Raw genomic sequence first — 19,889 nt, 5'->3', positions numbered from 1 at the left:
ATTCTTAGTTTGATTGTTTAAAAGCTTCCATCATCTCGATAAACTCGTCAAATAGGTAGCTAGCGTCGTGTGGACCAGGGGCTGCATCTGGATGGTATTGAACAGAGAAAGCAGGTTGGTATCTGTGACGCACACCTTCAACTGACTTGTCATTGATTTCTTCATGGGTGATAATCAAATGCTCTGGCAAATCCTCACGGCTAACTGCATAACCATGGTTTTGACTTGTAAAATCCACACGTCCTGTAGCAATTTCGCGTACCGCATGGTTGAATCCACGGTGTCCAAATTTCATCTTGTAAGTCTTAGCCCCGTTTGCCATTGCAAAGAGTTGATGCCCCATACAAATACCAAAAATTGGAATTTTTCCTTGTACACCACGAATCATATCCAGTGCTTGGGGAACATCTTCTGGATTTCCCGGTCCATTTGACAACATAACTCCGTCAGGGTTGAGATGGAGAATTTCTTCAGCCGTTGTTGAATAAGGAACGACTGTCACGTTACAGTTGCGCTTAGAGAGTTCACGTAAGATTGAGTGCTTGAGACCAAAGTCCACTAGCACTACGCTCAAACCAACTCCTGGAGCTGGATACGAAGTTTTAGTAGAAACCTGCTTGATATTGTCTGTCGGCAAGACTGTTGCTTGGAGCTGGTCCGTCACATGGTCCATACTGTCCCCAACATGGGTCAAGGTTGCACGCATCGTACCATGCTTACGGATAATCTTGGTAAGAGCACGTGTATCAATCCCTGAAATACCCGGAATTTTCTTGGCTTTCAAAAATTCATCCAAGGTCATTTGGTTGCGCCAGTTACTAGCTCTACGTGCTTCTTCGAAAACAACAACTCCCTTACAAGTTGGAATAATGGATTCGTAATCATCACGGTTAATTCCATAATTTCCCACCAAAGGATAAGTAAAGGTCAAGATTTGTCCATTATAAGACTGGTCTGTAATGGATTCTTGGTAGCCGGTCATGCCTGTATTAAAGACAATTTCACCAGTTACATCAATATCTGCTCCGAAGGCCTTGCCTTCAAAAACTGTACCATCTTCTAATACTAGAAGTCTTTTTGTCATATTTTCACCTCTCGTGGACGCTCACTGGCGTCTTTTAACGTCTTGTGTTTTAGTTGGCGTTTCTACTCGCCAGTACGGATTCTAAGATTGCCATTCGAACAAAGACACCATTGGTCATTTGTTGGACAATCCGTGATTTTGGTGCTTCAACCAAGTGGTCTGCGATTTCTACATCACGGTTGACTGGAGCTGGGTGCATGAGGATTGCTGTTTCTTTCAAACGGTCATAACGTTCTTGAGTCAAGCCATGTTGGGCATGGTAGTCTTCTTTTGAAAAGACTGCTCCGCTATCATGGCGTTCATGTTGCACACGGAGAAACATCATGACATCCACCTGATCAATGATTTCATCAATGGTTACAAACTGTCCATAGTCTGCAAACTCTTGACTTCTCCATTCCTCAGGTCCAGCAAAATAAAGTTCAGCTCCCAAGCGTTTCAAAATCTGCATATTGGATTTGGCAACGCGTGAATGGTCCAAGTCACCTGCAATCGCAACCTTGAGACCCTCAAAGTGGCCAAATTCCTCATAAATAGTCATCAAATCAAGCAAGCTCTGGCTAGGATGTTGTCCCGAACCATCTCCACCATTGATGATGGAAGTCGTAATCGTGGGACTAGCAATTAACTCTCTGTAGTAGTCAACCTCAGGGTGGCGAATCACACAGACATCCACTCCTAAAGCAGACAGAGTCAAAATGGTATCATAAAGTGTCTCACCCTTATTGACTGAACTAGTCTTCACATCAAAGTCAAGTCGTTCCAGCCCCAGTTTAATCTCTGCCACTTCAAAGGACTTATGCGTCCGTGTAGAATCCTCAAAGAAAAGATTGGAAACAATCGGGTGGTTTTCATAAGGAAGCTGAGCTCCGTTTTTAAACTCAATCCCTCGTTTGATCAATTTCATCACTTGATCGACAGTGAGGTCTTCCATGGACACCACATGGTTCAATGCTTGTTGATTTTCTGACATGGCCACTCCTTTAGCTTTCTAAGCTTCTTCAGTAATCAGAACTCTGTCTTGACCATCAAGTTCTGCCATCTCTACGATGATTTCTTCAGAACGACTGGTTGGGATATTCTTCCCAACGTAATCTGGACGGATTGGCAATTCTCTATGTCCACGATCGACTAGAACTGCTAAACTTACGCGCGCAGGACGACCATGACCTACAATATTATCAATAGCAGCACGGATGGTACGACCTGTATAAAGCACATCGTCCACCAAGATAACTTCGCGGTCTGTCACATCGACAGAAACCAAAGAAGTATCTTCTCCACTTTTAACATCATCACGGAAGGGTTTAGTATCCAATTCCACAACCGGAACTGAAAGGTTTTCTAGTTGCTCCAAACGTTCTTGGATACGATGGGCGATAAAGACACCGCGAGTTTTAATACCAGCCAAGACGATTTTATTCAAATCTTTGTTGCGTTCAATAATCTCATAAGTAATACGCGTAATCGCTCGTTTGACGGTCAATTCGTCTACAACTTCTTTTGTCTTCATGACAAACCTCCAAAAAGAAAAGTCTCCTTAAACAAGGAGACTTGAAATGTATAGCTAAGCAAGCCCTACTGCACACAGTATAGACTTCACCCTTCTACTTTATCGCGCTCCTTGCCTGCCTCACGGGACAAGTTTAAAGGAATATTTAGTTATCAATTACTATAGCACAAAGTAAGCTTAAAATCAAGCAAAAACTTTCGATTTTCCATCTTACAAATTGCTAAAATCATATAACTGTGGGTACTGGTCACACTCTGGATTTTTAGGATGACAAATGGCTCTTCCAAAATAAATCATGGCCTGATGAGCTGCTAACCACTGCTCAGGCGGCAATATATCCATGACCCGCTTTTCCACCTCAAGTGGTGTCGCTGATTTTTTGACGATATCGTGGTGTTTGCAAATACGCTCCACATGAGTATCCACTGCAAAGGCTGGAATCCCAAATCCTACACTCATAACAACATTGGCTGTCTTGCGACCAACACCTGCCAAACTCTCCAATTCCTCACGTGTTTGAGGGACTTGACCATCAAAATCGTCTAGTAACTGTTGGGCACATTTTTTAAGGAATTTAGCCTTATTTCGATACAGTCCCAGTCGAGAAATGTGTGAAGCAATCTCACTCTCTGTTGCAACAGACATGGCTTGTGGCGTTGGAAAGGCAGCAAAGAGGCCTGGCGTAGCCTTATTTACCGCTGCATCCGTCGTCTGGGCTGACAACATGACCGCAACCAAGAGTTCAAAATGATTAGTGAAATCAAGACTGGGCTTGGCATCTGGAAAAAGAGCAATGATTTCTTCTAGCACCTTTCGTGCTCGTTTTTTTGACAAAACCATTATTCGTCTCCATCAAATAGTCCTTGTAAACCAGCAAAAGGACTGTTTTCTTCTTTCTTAACTGCTTGTTGAGCTTGGTATTCTTCTTCTGTCATGATTTGCCAGTCATTTCCTGAAACAAATCCTTGGCCAGCTTCTTCTTCAGCCGTCAAGACCTTGATAGGAATGTTTAGTAGGATATTGTCTGACACGCTCTCAGCAAGGTCAAGTTCTCCATTTTCGATAGGCAGGACCAAGTCATCGTCTAAAACTTCCTGATCTAGTTGGTTAGTTGCACCTTCCATGAAAACTTCCGTTACTGGATAAGATTCAACTAACTCAACTGGCTCCATACTACGACTTGAAGCAAGAACAATGGTATAAGATAGTTGATAATCTAAGAAATACATACGGTTTTCGTACTGTACTTTCCCAACTGCAAGGATATTTTTTACATCTAAAATTTCTTGATTACGTGCACGCAGGTCTGCGACTAGGTCTAACGTTTGTTCAAAATGCAAGCCTTCAGACTGCTTGCGTATCTCTTGAATATTTAATTTCATACTTCCTCCATAAAGATTTACTCTCTTGATTATACCATGAAAAGCCTACAAATCAACCCACCAAACTTTGTAATTAACATTCAAGTTTTTAATATGTCCACTATGATATTTTGTTTTTTAGTGCTATACTACATCAGAGCAAGGAGGATGCCCCTATGGAAGACAAAGAACTCGGTACTAATGCTTATCACTCGTATTTTAGAGCTTGGAATTTCCAGTTTTCTGTTGACAAAATTTCCTTAAAAGTATAGTATAAAGATACCAATACTCGGAGGTAAGGGAGACATGAACAACTAAGCCTATCAAATAAAAAACCTTTATTTAGTAGATCTTGTTTTTGTCTCTTTTTGTGTACTCTTTTATGCTCTTTTTCTGGCATTTTATACTCAATGAAAATCAAAGAGCAAACTAGGAAGCTAGCCGTAGGTTGCTCAAAACACTGTTTTGNNGTCAGTCACATATATACGGTAAGGCGACGCTGACGTGGTTTGAAGAGATTTTCGAAGAGTATTAATAGAGTTTTTTTGACATAGACTTTGGGCTCTACTAGGTAAAGTAGAGCTTTTTGTTATGTAGTATCAACATTCTAGAAAGGGCAATCATATGATAAAAATCAATCACCTGACCATCACACAAAACAAAGATTTACGAGACCTTGTCTCTGACCTCAGCATGACCATCCAAGACAGGGAAAAGGTCGCTATTATTGGTGAAGAAGGAAATGGCAAATCCACCTTACTTAAAATTTTAATGGGGGAAACTTTGCCTGATTTCACTATCGGGGGAGACATTCAATCTGATTATCAATCAATAGCCTACATTCCTCAAAAACTTCCTGAGGACCTGAAAAATAGAACTCTACACGACTACTTCTTTTTAGATACTATTGATTTAGATTACAGTGTCCTCTATCGTTTAGCTGAGGAATTGCATTTTGATAGCAATCGTTTCGCAAGCGACCAAGAGATTGGTAGTCTATCAGGGGGTGAAGCTTTGAAAATTCAGCTCATCCATGAGTTAGCCAAACCTTTTGAGATTCTATTTTTAGATGAACCTTCAAATGACTTGGATCTTGAGACGGTTGATTGGCTAAAAGGTCAAATGCGCAAGATTCGGCAAACCGTTATTTTCATTTCCCATGATGAGGACTTTCTTTCTGAAACGGCAGACACTATTGTTCACTTGCGACTGGTCAAGCACCGTAAAGAAGCAGAAACACTAGTAGAGCATTTAGACTATGATAGTTATAGTGAGCAGAGAAAGGCTAATTTTGCCAGACAAACCCAGCAAGCAGCCAACGACCAAAGAGCCTACGATAAAACCATGGAAAAACATCAACGAGTTAAACAAAATGTAGAAACTGCTCTTCGAGCTACCAAAGACAGTACTGCCGGTCGCCTATTGGCTAAAAAGATGAAAACTGTCCTCTCACAAGAAAAACGCTACGAAAGAGCAGCTCAGGCCATGACCCAAAAGCCACTTGAAGAGGAAGAAATCAGACTTTTCTTCTCAGATATACAGCCATTACCTACTTCTAAAGTCTTAATCCAACTGGAAAAAGAAAATTTATCCATTGGCGAGCGAATTTTGGTGCAAGAACTACAATTAACTGTCCGTGGCCAAGAAAAAATCGGTATTATAGGGCCAAATGGTATTGGAAAATCGACCCTATTAGCCAAGTTACAGCAACTTTTTAATGCTAAAAGAGAGATTTCGCTTGGTTATATGCCACAAGATTACCAGCAAAAACTGCAATTGGATTTATCACCAATAGCCTATCTAAGTAAAACTGGGGAAAAAGAGGAACTACAAAAAATCCAATCTCACTTAGCCAGTCTCAATTTCAGTTATCCAGAAATGCAGCATCAAATTCGCTTCTTATCTGGCGGACAACAAGGAAAACTCCTGCTTTTGGATTTAGTCTTGCGCAAACCAAACTTTCTCCTGCTAGATGAACCCACACGAAACTTTTCTCCAACTTCTCAACCCGAAATTAGAAAACTCTTTGCCACTTATCCTGGTGGTCTCATCACTGTTTCGCATGACCGTTGTTTCTTAAAAGAGATCTGTTCAATCATCTATCGCTTAACAGAACACGGTTTGGAGGTAGTTAATTTTCAAGATTTATAAATTTTCAACATCGCAAATATGTGGGGCAAAAACACAATTTTAGGAGAAAAAGAAGTAAATCTTCCCATAATAAAACGCATAATATCAAGTTTTCACACCTGATATTATGCGTTTTTCAGATTTTAAAGACTTTTTCCAGCCTTCATTTTACATATGTTTTAAACGTTCAATCCGTTCTGAGATAGGTGGGTGGGTATAAAAGAGTTTTTTGAACCCTCCCCCTTTCTTAGGATCATTGATATAAAGTGCACTGCTAGCATCATCGACGTGGCGACTCATAGGTTTGCTATTGTCCAACTTATCTAGGGCATTAATCATTCCCTGGGGATTGCGAGTCAGCTCGACACTAGATGCATCTGCCAGAAATTCCCTCTGACGAGAAATAGCGAGCTGAACCAAGGTTGCAGCGAGAGGTGCCAGTACAATAGCTAGTAGGGAAACCACTAGCATAATGATTTCAAGACCATTTCCATCTCGGTCATCATCACTTCGTCTGCGACCTGCTCCACCCCACCACATCATACGACCTGCCATACCAGAAAGCATGGTGATAGCACTAGCAAGGGCAACTGCAATAGTCGAAATACGGATATCATAATTACGAATATGACTGACTTCATGTCCCATAACAGCTTCTAGTTCTTCACGATTCATGATAGCTAGTAGACCTGAAGTCGCAGCAACCGCCGCATTTTGAGGGTTAGAACCTGTCGCAAAGGCATTTAAGGCTGGATCATCAATGATGAAAACACGGGGCATAGGAATCTGAGCGACCATAGCCATATCTTCCACTACGTGGTAGAAATCTGGTGCCGTTTGTTCATCAATCTCACGCGCCCCGTTCATGGACATGACAATCTCTGTTGATTGAAAAATCATGGACAAGGCATAGATAAAGCCGATAATCAGTGCGATAACCAAACCACCAATCCCAGACCGCATAAAGAGGTAACCAACCGCATAACCAACAAGAGCTAAGAGTAGGAAAAATACCAGCAACAAAATCCACGTTTTTCGTTTATTGCTTGCAATTTGATCAAACAACATCTTAGTCACCTAAACCGCTAAAATCAACTTTAGGAACTACCTTTTCCTCTTCTGGTGTTTGAAGGAAATCTGCTTCTTTAAATCCAAACATTCCAGCGATAATATTGCTTGGGAAAGTTTCTAATTTTACATTGTAGTTGCTGACAACACTGTTATAAAGTTGACGAGAGTAAGAAATTTTATTTTCTGTGTTTGTCAACTCCTCTTGCAATTTAACAAAGTTGGCACTAGCTTTCAAATCTGGATAGCTTTCTGCAACTGCAAAAATACCTGAAACCTGACGAGTGAGGGCATCACTAGCTTTCATAGCTTCTGCTGGTGAAGTCGCTGCTGCCACTTGGTTACGTAGTTCTGCTACCTTTTCAAGGGTAGAACCTTCATATTTAGCATAACCTTTTACAGTTTCAATCAAGTTTGGCAAGAGGTCATTTCGACGTTTCAACTGAACATCAATCTGGCTCCAAGCCTCCTTTGTTTGCATACGATTTTTAACCAAACCGTTATAGCTAACAATCACAAAAATAACAATAAGAGCTAAAACTCCAAGAATAATCCAAGTCATGATATAAGTCCTTTCTGCTTTTAGATTAGTACCAGTATATCAAATTTTTAATGATTGTGGTAAAATAAGATGATACTAAAGAAGGAAATAACTATGAAACCAGAAACATTTTACAACTTGCTTGCCGAGCAAAATCTTCCACTTTCGGACCAGCAAAAAAAACAATTTGATCGTTATTTTGAACTCTTGGTTGAGTGGAATGAAAAGATTAATTTAACAGCTATTACGGACAAGGAAGAAGTTTATCTCAAACATTTTTACGATTCGATTGCACCCATTCTTCAAGGCTTGATTCCCAATGAAACTATCAAATTGCTTGATATTGGAGCTGGGGCAGGATTTCCTAGTCTGCCGATGAAAATCCTCTATCCTCAGTTAGATGTGACCATCATTGATTCGCTCAATAAACGTATCAACTTCCTGCAACTTTTGGCTCAAGAATTGGATTTGAACGGAGTTCATTTCTACCACGGACGTGCCGAAGATTTTGCCCAAGACAAGAACTTCCGTGCTCAATATGATTTTGTAACAGCTCGTGCGGTTGCCCGCATGCAGGTTTTATCTGAATTGACAATTCCTTACCTTAAAGTTGGCGGAAAACTATTGGCACTCAAGGCCAGCAATGCCCCTGAGGAATTATTAGAAGCTAAGAATGCCCTCAACCTCCTCTTCAGTAAAGTCGAAGACAATCTCAGCTACGCCCTACCAAATGGAGATCCGCGTTATATGACAGTTGTAGAAAAGAAAAAAGAAACGCCAAATAAATATCCACGTAAGGCTGGTATGCCAAATAAACGCCCACTTTAATCTTTTTAGTAAAAAAATATTTACAAAATCAACCTCGCTCTTTTATTTTTAGGCTCGGGAAAAAATGATTTACAAAATCAACCTCGCTCTCTTATTTTTAGGCTCGGGAAAAAATGATTTACAAAATCATTTTTTTCTGCTATACTATCCTAAGCAAAGGTTTTTAATGTCATCCCGTGAGGTGACGAAGACACAGAAATACTTGAAACTCTTTAAAGTTTAGATTTTAGAGAAGTCTTACTCTGAGGGTCTATTGCTGTAAAATAATGGGCTCTTTTTTGATGCCCAAAAGTGAGGTTTATATGAAACAAGAATCAACTGTTGATTTGTTACTAGACGTTGACCAACGTCCTTCGGCTGGAAAAGGAATTCTCCTTAGCTTCCAACACGTTTTCGCCATGTTTGGTGCGACCATCTTGGTACCCTTGATTTTGGGAATGCCTGTATCTGTTGCCCTTTTTGCTTCAGGTGTTGGAACACTCATCTACATGATTTCAACTGGTTTTAAAGTTCCAGTTTATCTAGGTTCTTCATTTGCTTTTATCACAGCTATGTCACTGGCTATGAAAGAAATGGGTGGGGATGTATCTGCTGCTCAAACAGGGGTTATCTTGACTGGTTTGGTCTATGTCCTTGTTGCTACCAGCATCCGATTTGTAGGAACAAAATGGATTGATAAACTCTTGCCACCAATCATCATCGGACCTATGATCATCGTTATCGGTCTTGGACTTGCAGGTTCAGCTGTTACCAACGCTGGTCTTGTAGCTGATGGGAATTGGAAAAATGCTCTTGTAGCAGTTGTTACTTTCTTGATTGCTGCCTTTATCAATACAAAGGGAAAAGGATTCCTACGAATCATTCCATTTCTCTTTGCCATTATCGGTGGTTACCTCTTCGCACTAACTCTTGGCTTGGTTGACTTTACACCAGTTCTTAAAGCTAACTGGTTTGAAATTCCTGGTTTCTACTTGCCATTTAACACAGGTGGTGCCTTTAAAGAATACAATCTTTACTTTGGTCCAGAAGCCATCGCTATCTTGCCAATCGCTATCGTAACAATTTCTGAACATATCGGAGACCATACTGTTTTGGGTCAAATCTGTGACCGTCAATTCTTAAAAGAACCAGGTCTCCACCGTACTCTTCTTGGTGACGGTATCGCAACTTCTGTTTCTGCCTTCCTTGGTGGACCAGCCAATACAACTTACGGAGAAAATACAGGGGTTATCGGTATGACTCGTATCGCTTCTGTCTCAGTTATCCGTAACGCTGCCTTCATCGCGATTGCCCTCAGCTTCCTTGGTAAATTCACTGCCTTGATTTCAACTATTCCAAACGCTGTACTTGGTGGTATGTCAATCCTTCTCTATGGGGTTATCGCCAGCAATGGTTTGAAAGTCTTGATTAAAGAACGTGTTGATTTCGCTCAAATGCGAAACCTCATCATCGCAAGTGCTATGTTGGTTCTTGGACTTGGAGGAGCTGTCCTTAAACTTGGTCCAGTTACACTTTCAGGTACTGCTCTTTCAGCCATGACAGGAATCATCTTGAACTTGATCTTGCCATACGAAAATAAAGACTAATACTCTTCGAAAATCTCTTCAAACCACGTCAACGTCGACTTGCCGTAGATATATGTANNCCTCAAAGCAGTGCTTTGAACAACCTGCGGCTAGTTTCCTAGTTTCCTAGTTTGCTCTTTGATTTTCATTGAGTATAAGAGTCTAAACATATCAAAAAACAAGCATTTCCAATTACGGAAGTGCTCATTTTTTTGATACTTAAAAGTAAGTGTATCCCCCTAACGCTGTCTAATATGTCTCCCCTATATGCATACGCTTCCACTCAGAGAACTCTACCTTGAACAGTTCAGGGGCTTTTTTAGCATTGTTATAAACTATAATATAGTAACCTTCCTTATTCCAAAACTTTCCTAAAATCTCAGCGTCTTCCAGCTCTGCTTCATAATCTAATACTCATCTGCTTTCAAAAAGCATTCTAGTCCATCTCCGATTAACGATGGACTTTATCACCTCCTTCTCCAGTCCTTGTATAACATCTTGAAGTTGATTCATGATATCTTCCAATATGGGCATCAACAGCTCCATAACAATAGCGAAATTCTCGTATATAGTGACTATGGACATGTGGACCTACTCCCCATTGGAGCCCAACAAGATCCCAGTTTACTGATTCTACCGAAACCAGCCTCATCTTGGTACATCAAGCGAACCTTACGAAAATGCCTACTGGTTTTAAAGCGCTTTCTTGTCTTCTTGAATTGAGATTTTATTTTTAGACGCGACAATGGTTTGAACGTCTGCTTTCTTGGGATGTTCTGGACGTGGCCTAATATTTCGCCAACCATGGCGCTTCAAGAGTTGATAAAAGGCATCACGTGTGTAGGAAGGACCTAACTCCTTTGTATAAGCCTGAAATAAGGCATCAATTGTAACAAATTCTCCTGCCTCTGCAGCCTTCAAATGACGGGCAAGAAAGGCTTTCTCTTCCTCAATTGTCATATATGCATGGTTACGACCACCACGTGTTTCTTGAAGGAGAGAATCGCGTCCGAACTCCTCATATTTTTTTACAGTTGGCCAAATCGTTGTTTGATTACAGCCTAAAAGCTCTATAATCTCTTTATAAGATTTACCCATCAGACGAAATAGAACGATTTGAAGGCGTTTATGATATTTAGCTGTACTAGAGTCTTTTAAAAGTGTTTTGATAGCTTGGATTTCTTCTTTAGTTGATTTCATATTACTACTATATAATGCTTTTTTATTTTAGCTTAGTATGAGTGTCCTTGTTCACGTCTTTCTTTTCCCACATGAAGAGAGTTCTGACGCCAACATCAAAAACCTTGGCTGCCTCGACATGGCTGTGCCCCTCTTTGATGTAATCTAATTCTCGATGTTTAAAATCTGTACTATATGCCATAGCTTTATTATAACATGCTTGTTTGAAACTAAGAAAATATCAAAACTCCATAATTGTTTTTCTAAAATACAGCTTTCAAATATCCTTAAATATAATAGACTTCCTGTGAAACAAAAATATGATACAATAAAATTATGAAGCAAGTAAACAACTAACTGATACACGATTTAAGCTCCTTGTTGCTGTTCAGCGCACGACTTTTGAAGAGATGTTAGCTGTATTGAAAACAGCTTATCAAGGTAAACACGCAAAAGGGGGACGAAAACCTAAACTAAGCCTAGAATACCTTCTTATGGCGACTTCAATATGTGCGAGAATATCGAACTTATGAACAAATTGCGGCTGATTTTGGTATCCACGAAAGCAACTTAACCCATCGGAGTCAATGGGTTGAAGTAACTCTTGTTCAAAGTGGTTTTACGATTTCAAGACCTCCTCTCAGTTCTGAGGACACGGTAATGATTGATGCGACGGAAGTAAAAATCCATCGCCTTAAAAAACAATTAGCGAATTATTCTGGTAAAAAGAAATGCCACGCTATGAAGGCTCAAGCGATTGTCACAAGTCAAGGGAGAATTATTTCTTTGGAGATCACTGTGAACTATTGTCATGATATGAAGTTGTTCAAAATGAGTCGCAGAAATATCGGACAAGCTGGTAAAATCTTGGCTGACAGTGCTTATCAAGGGCTCATGAAGATATATCCTCAAGCACAAATTCCACGTAAATCCAGCAAACTCAAGCCACTAACAGCTGAAGAGAAAGCCTGTAACCATGCGCTATCTAAGGAGAGAAGCAAGGTTGAGAACATCTTTGCCAAAGTAAAAACGTTTAAAATGTTTTCAACAACCTATCGAAATCATCGTAAACGCTTCGGATTACGAATGAATTTGATTGTTGGTATTATCAATCATGAACTAGGATTCTAGTTTTGCAGGAAGTCTAGTATAAAATACGGACTAATCAAGATAAAAGAATAGTGAATCATAAAAATCGATTTACTAGATACCATAGTATCTTATAGTTGCTAATAAGAAGTTAGTCTAGCAGAATGAACCTCTCATTTCTCCCCTACTAGTCCGTAATTCGTTGATACATTTCTGGTCTTCTATCTCGAAACAAGCCCCAGTTTAGGCGTTCACTTGCTCCCTTGTCTAGGTCATAAGTAGCTAACAGAACAGCTTCTTCTTGTCTTTCAGCTCGTTCTAGAATAGCTCCTGTTTCATCCGTCATAAAGGAGGAACCGTAGAAGTCAAGACTGGAACTCTGTCCGCCATTTTCCTCACTAGGCGTGACCTCTTCCAATCCATAACGATTGGCTGAGATGACTGGAACAATATTTGCTGCTGCGTGTCCTTGCATGGTACGTTGCCAATGACCAAAACTATCCGTATCTAAAATTGGCTCTGAACCAATGGCTGTAGGATAAAAGAGCAATTCAGCACCATTTAACGCAAGACAGCGGGCTGTTTCAGGGAACCATTGATCCCAACAGATACCGATCCCGATCTTGGCATAGAGAGTATCCCAGACCTTGAAACCTGTGTTGCCAGGTGTGAAATAAAATTTTTCTTGATAATAATGGTCATCTGGTATGTGGGTCTTTCGATAAACACCCAGCACCTCACCATCTGCATCAATGACGGCAATAGAGTTATACAAGACATTACCATCTTTTTCATAGAAACTGATTGGTAAAACGACCTTTAGCTCCTTGGCAATGGTTTTAAAATGCTGAATAGCTGTATTGTCTGTCACCGACTGGGCATGCTGGTAGTAGTCATACTGACGTTCCTGACAGAAATAGGGACGTTCAAACAACTCTGGTAAGAGAATGATTTGAGCGCCTTGTTCTGTAGCCTGACGTACTAAGCGCTCCGCTGTTTGAATATTTGTTGCCACATCCTTGGCGCATTGCATCTGAATGGCTGCAACTCTTACATTTCTCATCTTTTTCTCCTATTCTGGGATTTGTTGGGTGATACAGTGGATATTGCCACCACCTAAGAGAATATCTCTGGCTGGAATTCCGACAACTTTACGGTCTGGGAAACACTCACTGAGAATATCTAAGGCTACTTGGTCGTTTTTATCTTGAAACTGAGGAACTAGGACAGCCTTGTTGGCAATATAAAAGTTTACGTAGGAAGCTGCTAGTCGTTCACCTGCGTATCGCTCTTCTTCTCCTTCTTCATAGATGTAGCCTGGCAAATCCTCTTCGGTTACAACTTGATGAAGAGCTGGAATTGGAAGTTTATGAATAGTGAAGTGACGACCTTTTGCATCTGTTTCTTGCTCTAAGAATTCGAGATCTGCTTTTGACATGGCATACTGGGGATCATTTTCGTCATCTGTCCAAGCCAAAACAAGCTCAGCAGGACCAACAAAGGCAGCAACATTATCGACGTGTTCATTGGTTTCATCCTGATAAATACCATAAGGAAGCCAAATAACTTTTTCAGCACCAAGACTTTCTAATAATGTGTTTTCAATCTCCTCTTTAGTCAAGTTAGGATTGCGACCAGGACTAAGCAAGCAACTTTCAGTTACGAGAATAGTTCCTTGACCATCGCTATGGATTGCGCCTCCTTCCAGTACAAAAGGTTTAGCATCATAGACAGGCCTTTCCAAGGCCTCAGCAAAACGACTGGCTACTTGGTCATCCTCTTCATAATCTTGATAAAGACCATCATAGGTGCCTCCCCAAGCATTGAAGGCCCAATCCACGGCTAATTTCTGGCCTTCATCATTGACAAGAATAGTCGGACCTGTATCACGCGCCCAGGCATCATTGGTGGGAATGTCTAAATAAACAACCTTGTCTCCAAGATAGGATTGGGCTTCAGATAGATAGGCCTGCTCCACCAAAAGATAGACTCTTTCCCCTTCTGCTATGGTCTCGATGATCTGAGTAAATGCTGCTTTAGCAGCTTTTCCTTGAAAGGGCCATGAACCTGGTCGAGTCGGCCATATCATGAGAGTACCATGGTGGGTTTCATACTCTGCTGGCATACGATAGCCTAATTTTTTGGGACTGTCCATCATGATAATCTCCCTTTAAAGTCTTGATAGCCAAAAGCTTTGAGTAAGCTACAGTCTCCCTGTTCGTCCATGAGATAGAGACTTGGCAATCCAATACCATTAAAGGTATTATTTTTGACAAAAGAATAAATGGCCATGTCTTGAAAATAAAGTCTGTCTCCGATTTGGACTGGATTTTCAAAACTATAATCACCAATCACATCGCCCGTCAGACAGGTATTAGAAGAAAGTCTGTAGGTATGGGCTTTTTCCTGTGCCTCAAAGCCATTTCTCAAAGGTGGACGATAGGGCATCTCAAGTACATCAGGCATATGGCAGGTCGCAGAGGCGTCTAAAACCAAGATTTCCATACCGTTTTCTACAATATCTAATACCTCAGTTGCTAAATAACCCGCATTAAGCGCAATGGCTTCACCAGGCTCGATATAGATTTCAAGATTGTAAGTTTTTCGGATACGCTTGATTTCTGAAATCAGCAAATCCACATCGTAACCTTCTCTTGTAATATGATGACCACCACCCATATTGAGCCATTTTACCTCATGTAAGTAGGGACCAAACTGTTCTTCTACTGCTTTCAAAGTTGTTTGTAAATCATCTGCTCCCTGCTCGCAAAGGGTATGAAAATGAAGTCCGTCAACCAAATCTAGCAAATCACTCGGAATCTTGTCTATAGTAACTCCAAAGCGAGAACCTGGTGCACAAGGGTCATAGAGCGCGTGATCTCCTTGAGTTGAACACTGAGGGTTGAGGCGCAAACCAACACTGACACCAGCCTCTCGACAACGCGGACCGTGTTTACGCAACTGTCTCTCTGAGTTAAAGACGATATGGTCCGTTATCTCTAGCAATTCCTCCAAGTCTGCATCCTTGAAAGCAGGCGCAAATACATGGACTTCACCAGGAAATTCTTCCCTTGCCAATTTGGCCTCATAGAGTCCACTAGCTGTCGTACCTGATAGATACTGGCTAATCAAGGGATAAGTTTTGTAGAGGGAATATGCCTTCTGGGCAAGCAAGACCTTGCAACCGGCCTCTTCTTGTACATATTGTAGAATGCGGCAATTAGCTTCTAACTTGGCCAAGTCAATAACATAGGCTGGTGTTGGTACTTGTTCTAACTTCATTAGTCCACCATTTGTGGATTTTCAACCACAACCCATGGCAAACCATACTCATTCAAAGCTTCCATGAATGGATCTGGATCTAACTCCTCAAGGTTATACACTCCAGCTTGTTTCCAAGTTCCGTTCATGACTAATTTTGTCCCAATCATGGCTGGAACTCCTGTCGTGTATGAAATTGCTTGTGACCCGACTTCTGCATAGCACTCTTGATGGTCGCAAACATTGTAGATGTAGATAGTCTTTTCAACGCCATCTTTGACACCTGTAAAGATACATCCAATATTGGTTTTTCCGACTGTACGTGGCCCAAGACTGGCAGGGGCTGGAAGCAAGGCTTTTAAGAATTGAATCGGAACGATGTCTTGTCCATTGAAGTTAATGGTATCCGTACGAAGGAGTCCTACATTTTCAAGACATTTCATATGTGTCAAGTAAGATTGACCAAAAGTCATAAAGAAACGAATGCGTTTGACTCCAGGAATGTTCTTGGCCAGCGATTCAATTTCTTCATGGTGAAGGAGATACATATCTTTTTGTCCAACTTGAGGGAAATCATACTCACGCTTGATAGACATAGCTTCGACTTCGACCCATTTCCCATCTTCCCAGTAAGAACCTGACGCAGAAACCTCACGGAGATTAATTTCTGGATTAAAGTTGGTTGCAAATGGATAACCGTGGTCACCGCCATTACAGTCTAAAATGTCGATATAATGGATTTCATCAAAATAGTGTTTGAGGGCATAAGCTGAAAAGACACTAGTTACACCTGGGTCAAAACCAGAACCAAGAAGAGCAGTCAAGCCTGCTTCTTTGAATTTCTCTTGATAAGCCCACTGCCATGAGTAGTCAAAGTAGGCTGTAAAACCAAGTTCCTTACAACGTTTTTCGTAGATAGCACGCCACTCAGGGTCTTCTGTGTCTTCTGCTTCGTAGTTGGCTGTATCGATATAGTGAACACCTGTTGCCAAACAAGCATCCATAATGGTTAAATCTTGATAAGGCAGAGCTACATTCAAAACAGCTTCTGGTTTGTAGCTTTCAATCAGGGCAATCACTTCTTCAACCTTGTCAGCATCAAGTGCTGCAGTTTCAATTTTAGTACTTGTTTTGCCTTCTAGCTTCGCTTTCAAGTCATCGCATTTTGACTTGGTACGGCTAGCAATCATAATCTCTGTAAATGTTTCGCTATCTTGACAAATCTTTGAAATAGCAACTTGGGCAACGCCCCCACAACCAATAACTAGTAAACGACTCATTTTTTTCCTTCCTCTTCTTCTAAAATGTCCTCAACATACTTGGGCAACATAAAGGATCCCACGTGTAAGTTTGCAGTGTAGTATTCTGTGAAAAGCTGGCGTTTTTTCCAACCTTCCTTGTCAAAATCTTTGACAGGGTGGTATTTTTTCGATGCAAATCCAAACAACCAATAGCCAGCTGGGCTAGTTGGAATATGGGCCTGATAAACCCGACTGATTGGAAAGGCTTGATTGACCTTGCGGTGCATGCTTCGGCAGGCCGACTCATCCTCGTCAAAGAAGGGACTCCCATGCTGGTAAATCATGATGCCGTCTTCCTTCAGAGCTCGATAACTATTGCCGTAGAATTCCTTGGTAAAGAGTCCTTCCGTATGGCCAAATGGATCTGTCGCATCGTTGATGATAATATCGTAATCATCTTCGCAGTTTCGCAAAAAGCGTAGCCCATTTTGGTAGTAAATGGTAACACGAGGATCATCTAGCCCTGCAGCAAAGTCTGGGAAATACTCACGACAGACCTCGACCAACATCTCATCCGGTTCCACGATATCGATTTGTTCCAGTTCAGGATAGAGTGTTAATACTTGGGCAACACCGCCGTCACCACCCCCAATAACCAATACTTTCTTTGGATTTGGGTGGACAGCCATGGGAACGTGAACGGTCATTTCATTGTAGACGAAATCATCCGCATCTGAGAACAAGACATGGCCATTTAAAATCAGTATTTTCCCAAAAGCTGGCGTATCCAAGACTTCGATATCCTGCCATTCACTTTTTCCAGCGTAAAGTTGCTTGGCTGTTCTCAGAGACAATTTGACATCTGGAGTATGAACTTCAGAAAACCATAAATCCATCTATTTCTCCTTTCTCTTAATGACGTTGATGTGATTGACCTCTGGATCTTCCGTCCCTTGGAGGGAGCAACCACGTTCCTTGGCAAATTGGATATAGTCGACAATTTCTCGTGTAATGCGTTCGCCAGGAGCCAAGATAGGAATCCCTGGAGGATAGCACATGACAAATTCTCCACAGACCTGTCCAACAGACTCATCTAAGGTCAAACTTTTTCTCTCTGAATAGAAGGCTTCCTGAGGAGATAACACCAACTCGGGCTGGATATATTCTCCTGCTATCAAGTCCTTCCCATCTCGTGAGTAGAGTCTCTTGATATCAGCAAGAGCACCGACCAAGCGCTCGATGTCTTGGATGCGGTCACCAATCGAAATATAGGCCAAGATATTGCCAATATCACCAAACTCAATCTGAATGTCGTATTCGTCTCGTAGGAAGTCATAAACCTCGATACCTGTTAAGCCAATACCCTGAGTGTAAACTGACAGCTTGGTTACATCAAAATCACAGACCGACACACCATCTATTAACTCTTTTGAGTAGGCATAGTAGCCACCTATGGCATTGATTTCACGACGAGCGTACTCGGATAGCTCAATGACCTTCTCAAACGACTCTTTACCACGAAGGGCCAAGTTGCGACGTGAAATATCCAAACTAGCCATCAACAGGTAAGAAGCAGATGTTGATTGGGTCAGGTTGATGATCTGACGAACGTATTCAGAATTCATCTGCTCCCCGATAAGTAAAATGGAGCTTTGGGTCAAACTCCCACCAGACTTATGCATGGAAACTGCTGCCATATCAGCCCCTGCATCCATAGCAGAAATTGGAAGTTTATCAGTGAAATGCAAATGCGCTCCGTGGGCTTCATCTACTAAAACCATCATGCCAGCTTCATGAGCCATTTCCGTTAAACCTTTAAGATCTGAACAGATGCCGTAGTAAGTGGGATTGTTAATCAAAATGGCCTTGGCATCTGGATGGTCCTTTATGGCCTTGGCTACTCGGTCATTTTCAAGACCTAAAGCGATACCAATCTTAGGATCCACACTCATCTCGATATAGATGGGAATGGCACCACATAGAACCAGCGCATTGATAGCAGATTTATGGACATTACGTGGCAGAATAATCTTATCTCCAGCCTTGCAGGTTGACAGAATCATAGTCTGCACCGATGAAGTTGTTCCACCAATCATGAGAAAAGCATGGGTTGCTCCAAAAGCATCAGCTGTCAGCTCCTCTGCATCCCGAATAATCGAAATGGGGTGACCAAGATTATCCAAGGGTTTCATCGAATTAACATCAATGCCAACACATTTTTCACCTAACAGTTCGACAAGTTCTGGATTTCCTCGTCCACGCTTGTGACCTGGAACATCAAAGGGAACAATCCTTTTCTTGCGTAACTTCACCAAAGCCTCATAAATTGGGGCTTGGTTTTGATCTAACTTCTTCAAGACTTACTCCTTTACCGTATTTTTAGTGCCTCAAGAAGATAAAGGCGACTAAAGGTTGACTCATGAAAAAAGAGCAGGTTTCCACCTGCTCTGCAATCTTCTGACGTTTTTATGTTTGTTTCTGTTGAGTATGTCTGTTCCCGATGTTTCCTAACTCTCTAGTAGCAAATATTACGTACTTTATTGATCGTTTCACAAGATGACGTGTGCTTTCACCACACTAAAAATTTATGAATTAGGACAAGTGTCCTAACATCAACTTATAAAAGTAGGCTTTTAACCCTATCAATAATGTGGTTTTTCAACCACGCTTCGGCATTCAACCCTGCCTGTCCGTAGGCATTTTTTACTCGGGTTTATATTTGCTAGAAAACATCATCTCATTTTCTAAGCTTTATTACTATATCATGTTTTTAAGAACTTGTAAAGCCTTTTACGAAAAAAATATAAAAAGTTCGCAAAATAGTTGGATTTTATTTGATTTAATACTCATTATGCCAAATTTCAAGTTCAAGTTAGCCATGAAGAAGTCTTCTCTGGGTGATTTGTAGTTCAAGCATTTTTTAGGATAGTTATTAATCCAATTTTAGATGAATGTGACTTCTTTGGGAGTCGTTTCCTTAGTTCCCTTAGGTAACCATCTACGAATGAGGCTGTTGTGATTCTCATCAG

16 protein-coding genes and 3 pseudogenes are annotated in these 19,889 nt (G+C 41.1%); 4 read left to right on the top strand and 15 right to left on the bottom strand.

The genetic code is table 11. The annotated features are described in order from the left end of the window. Nucleotides 1-4: 4 nt before the first annotated feature. From HT708_RS01285 to HT708_RS01265, 5 genes are all read right to left on the bottom strand, one after another. Nucleotides 5-1,084 (bottom strand): carbamoyl phosphate synthase small subunit, encoded by a 1,080-nt coding sequence (locus HT708_RS01285; protein ID WP_000166853.1) that lies wholly within the window; start codon nucleotides 1,082-1,084, stop codon nucleotides 5-7. Between the two features lie 49 nt (nucleotides 1,085-1,133). Beyond that, the gene (locus tag HT708_RS01280) at nucleotides 1,134-2,057 is read right to left on the bottom strand and encodes an aspartate carbamoyltransferase catalytic subunit (RefSeq protein WP_023936533.1); all 924 of its coding nucleotides are present in this window, start codon (nucleotides 2,055-2,057) and stop codon (nucleotides 1,134-1,136) included. A gap of 18 nt (nucleotides 2,058-2,075) precedes the next feature. Then, nucleotides 2,076-2,597 (bottom strand): bifunctional pyr operon transcriptional regulator/uracil phosphoribosyltransferase PyrR, encoded by a 522-nt coding sequence (pyrR, locus tag HT708_RS01275; protein ID WP_000850023.1) that lies wholly within the window; start codon nucleotides 2,595-2,597, stop codon nucleotides 2,076-2,078. Between the two features lie 210 nt (nucleotides 2,598-2,807). Then, complete coding sequence (gene nth, locus HT708_RS01270) at nucleotides 2,808-3,437, bottom strand: endonuclease III (protein WP_000244443.1); 630 nt, start codon at nucleotides 3,435-3,437, stop codon at nucleotides 2,808-2,810. Continuing rightward, the gene (locus tag HT708_RS01265; protein WP_023936535.1) at nucleotides 3,437-3,979 is read right to left on the bottom strand and encodes a DUF177 domain-containing protein; all 543 of its coding nucleotides are present in this window, start codon (nucleotides 3,977-3,979) and stop codon (nucleotides 3,437-3,439) included. Before HT708_RS01265 ends, nth begins: the two co-directional genes overlap by 1 nt. A 603-nt stretch (nucleotides 3,980-4,582) precedes the next feature. On the opposite strand from HT708_RS01265, the gene HT708_RS01260 reads away from it, so the two are divergent. Next, on the top strand, nucleotides 4,583-6,109 hold the full coding sequence (locus HT708_RS01260) for an ATP-binding cassette domain-containing protein (protein WP_023934417.1): 1,527 nt from the start codon (nucleotides 4,583-4,585) through the stop codon (nucleotides 6,107-6,109). Nucleotides 6,110-6,256: 147 nt separating this feature from the next. On the opposite strand, the gene htpX is transcribed toward HT708_RS01260, so the two are convergent. Continuing rightward, nucleotides 6,257-7,156: a zinc metalloprotease HtpX gene (gene htpX, locus HT708_RS01255; protein WP_023934415.1), complete on the bottom strand. Its 900-nt coding sequence runs from the start codon at nucleotides 7,154-7,156 to the stop codon at nucleotides 6,257-6,259. A gap of 1 nt (nucleotide 7,157) precedes the next feature. After that, complete coding sequence (locus tag HT708_RS01250) at nucleotides 7,158-7,718, bottom strand: LemA family protein (protein WP_023936539.1); 561 nt, start codon at nucleotides 7,716-7,718, stop codon at nucleotides 7,158-7,160. Between the two features lie 93 nt (nucleotides 7,719-7,811). Between HT708_RS01250 and rsmG the strand changes: the two genes are divergently transcribed. Together rsmG and HT708_RS01240 are read left to right on the top strand one after the other, a co-directional pair. Beyond that, nucleotides 7,812-8,525 (top strand): 16S rRNA (guanine(527)-N(7))-methyltransferase RsmG, encoded by a 714-nt coding sequence (gene rsmG, locus HT708_RS01245; protein WP_023936541.1) that lies wholly within the window; start codon nucleotides 7,812-7,814, stop codon nucleotides 8,523-8,525. 302 nt (nucleotides 8,526-8,827) lie between these two features. Further along, nucleotides 8,828-10,111, top strand: coding sequence for a solute carrier family 23 protein (locus tag HT708_RS01240; RefSeq protein ID WP_050208611.1), 1,284 nt, complete (start codon nucleotides 8,828-8,830; stop codon nucleotides 10,109-10,111). Nucleotides 10,112-10,504: 393 nt separating this feature from the next. On the opposite strand, the pseudogene HT708_RS01235 reads toward HT708_RS01240, so the two are convergent. Both HT708_RS01235 and HT708_RS01230 read right to left on the bottom strand, forming a co-directional pair. After that, nucleotides 10,505-11,290, bottom strand: a pseudogene (locus tag HT708_RS01235) (IS630 family transposase). Nucleotides 11,291-11,331: 41 nt separating this feature from the next. Then, nucleotides 11,332-11,471: pseudogene (locus HT708_RS01230) on the bottom strand (IS630 transposase-related protein); the annotation flags it as partial. 130 nt (nucleotides 11,472-11,601) lie between these two features. Between HT708_RS01230 and HT708_RS01225 the strand changes: the two are divergent. Further along, nucleotides 11,602-12,400, top strand: a pseudogene (locus HT708_RS01225) (IS5 family transposase); the annotation flags it as partial. Between the two features lie 145 nt (nucleotides 12,401-12,545). On the opposite strand, the gene aguB reads toward HT708_RS01225, so the two are convergent. Genes aguB through HT708_RS01195 form a run of 6 tightly spaced genes read right to left on the bottom strand, consistent with a single transcriptional unit; the run spans nucleotide 12,546 to nucleotide 19,217 of the window. Then, nucleotides 12,546-13,421, bottom strand: coding sequence for an N-carbamoylputrescine amidase (aguB, locus tag HT708_RS01220; protein WP_050208470.1), 876 nt, complete (start codon nucleotides 13,419-13,421; stop codon nucleotides 12,546-12,548). A 9-nt stretch (nucleotides 13,422-13,430) separates the two neighbouring features. Continuing rightward, a complete protein-coding gene (aguA, locus tag HT708_RS01215; RefSeq protein ID WP_050208467.1) occupies nucleotides 13,431-14,516 on the bottom strand; it encodes an agmatine deiminase in 1,086 nt (361 codons plus the stop codon). Continuing rightward, on the bottom strand, nucleotides 14,513-15,640 hold the full coding sequence (nspC, locus tag HT708_RS01210) for a carboxynorspermidine decarboxylase (protein WP_016399312.1): 1,128 nt from the start codon (nucleotides 15,638-15,640) through the stop codon (nucleotides 14,513-14,515). The genes aguA and nspC overlap by 4 nt, the downstream gene beginning before the upstream one ends. Next, complete coding sequence (locus HT708_RS01205; RefSeq protein ID WP_050208464.1) at nucleotides 15,640-16,899, bottom strand: saccharopine dehydrogenase family protein; 1,260 nt, start codon at nucleotides 16,897-16,899, stop codon at nucleotides 15,640-15,642. Before HT708_RS01205 ends, nspC begins: the two co-directional genes overlap by 1 nt. Further along, complete coding sequence (speE, locus tag HT708_RS01200) at nucleotides 16,896-17,756, bottom strand: polyamine aminopropyltransferase (protein WP_000366717.1); 861 nt, start codon at nucleotides 17,754-17,756, stop codon at nucleotides 16,896-16,898. The genes HT708_RS01205 and speE overlap by 4 nt, the downstream gene beginning before the upstream one ends. Further along, nucleotides 17,757-19,217 carry an aminotransferase class I/II-fold pyridoxal phosphate-dependent enzyme gene (locus tag HT708_RS01195; RefSeq protein ID WP_050208461.1) on the bottom strand — a complete coding sequence of 487 codons (1,461 nt, stop codon included), beginning with the start codon at nucleotides 19,215-19,217 and terminating at the stop codon, nucleotides 17,757-17,759. Nucleotides 19,218-19,889: the final 672 nt, after the last annotated feature.

The organism is Streptococcus sp. 3613, assembly GCF_013277375.1.
Taxonomy (GTDB): Bacteria; Bacillota; Bacilli; order Lactobacillales; family Streptococcaceae; genus Streptococcus; species Streptococcus pseudopneumoniae.
Note: the sequence above shows the minus strand (reverse complement) of the source record. Positions and strands in the feature narration are given on the sequence as shown.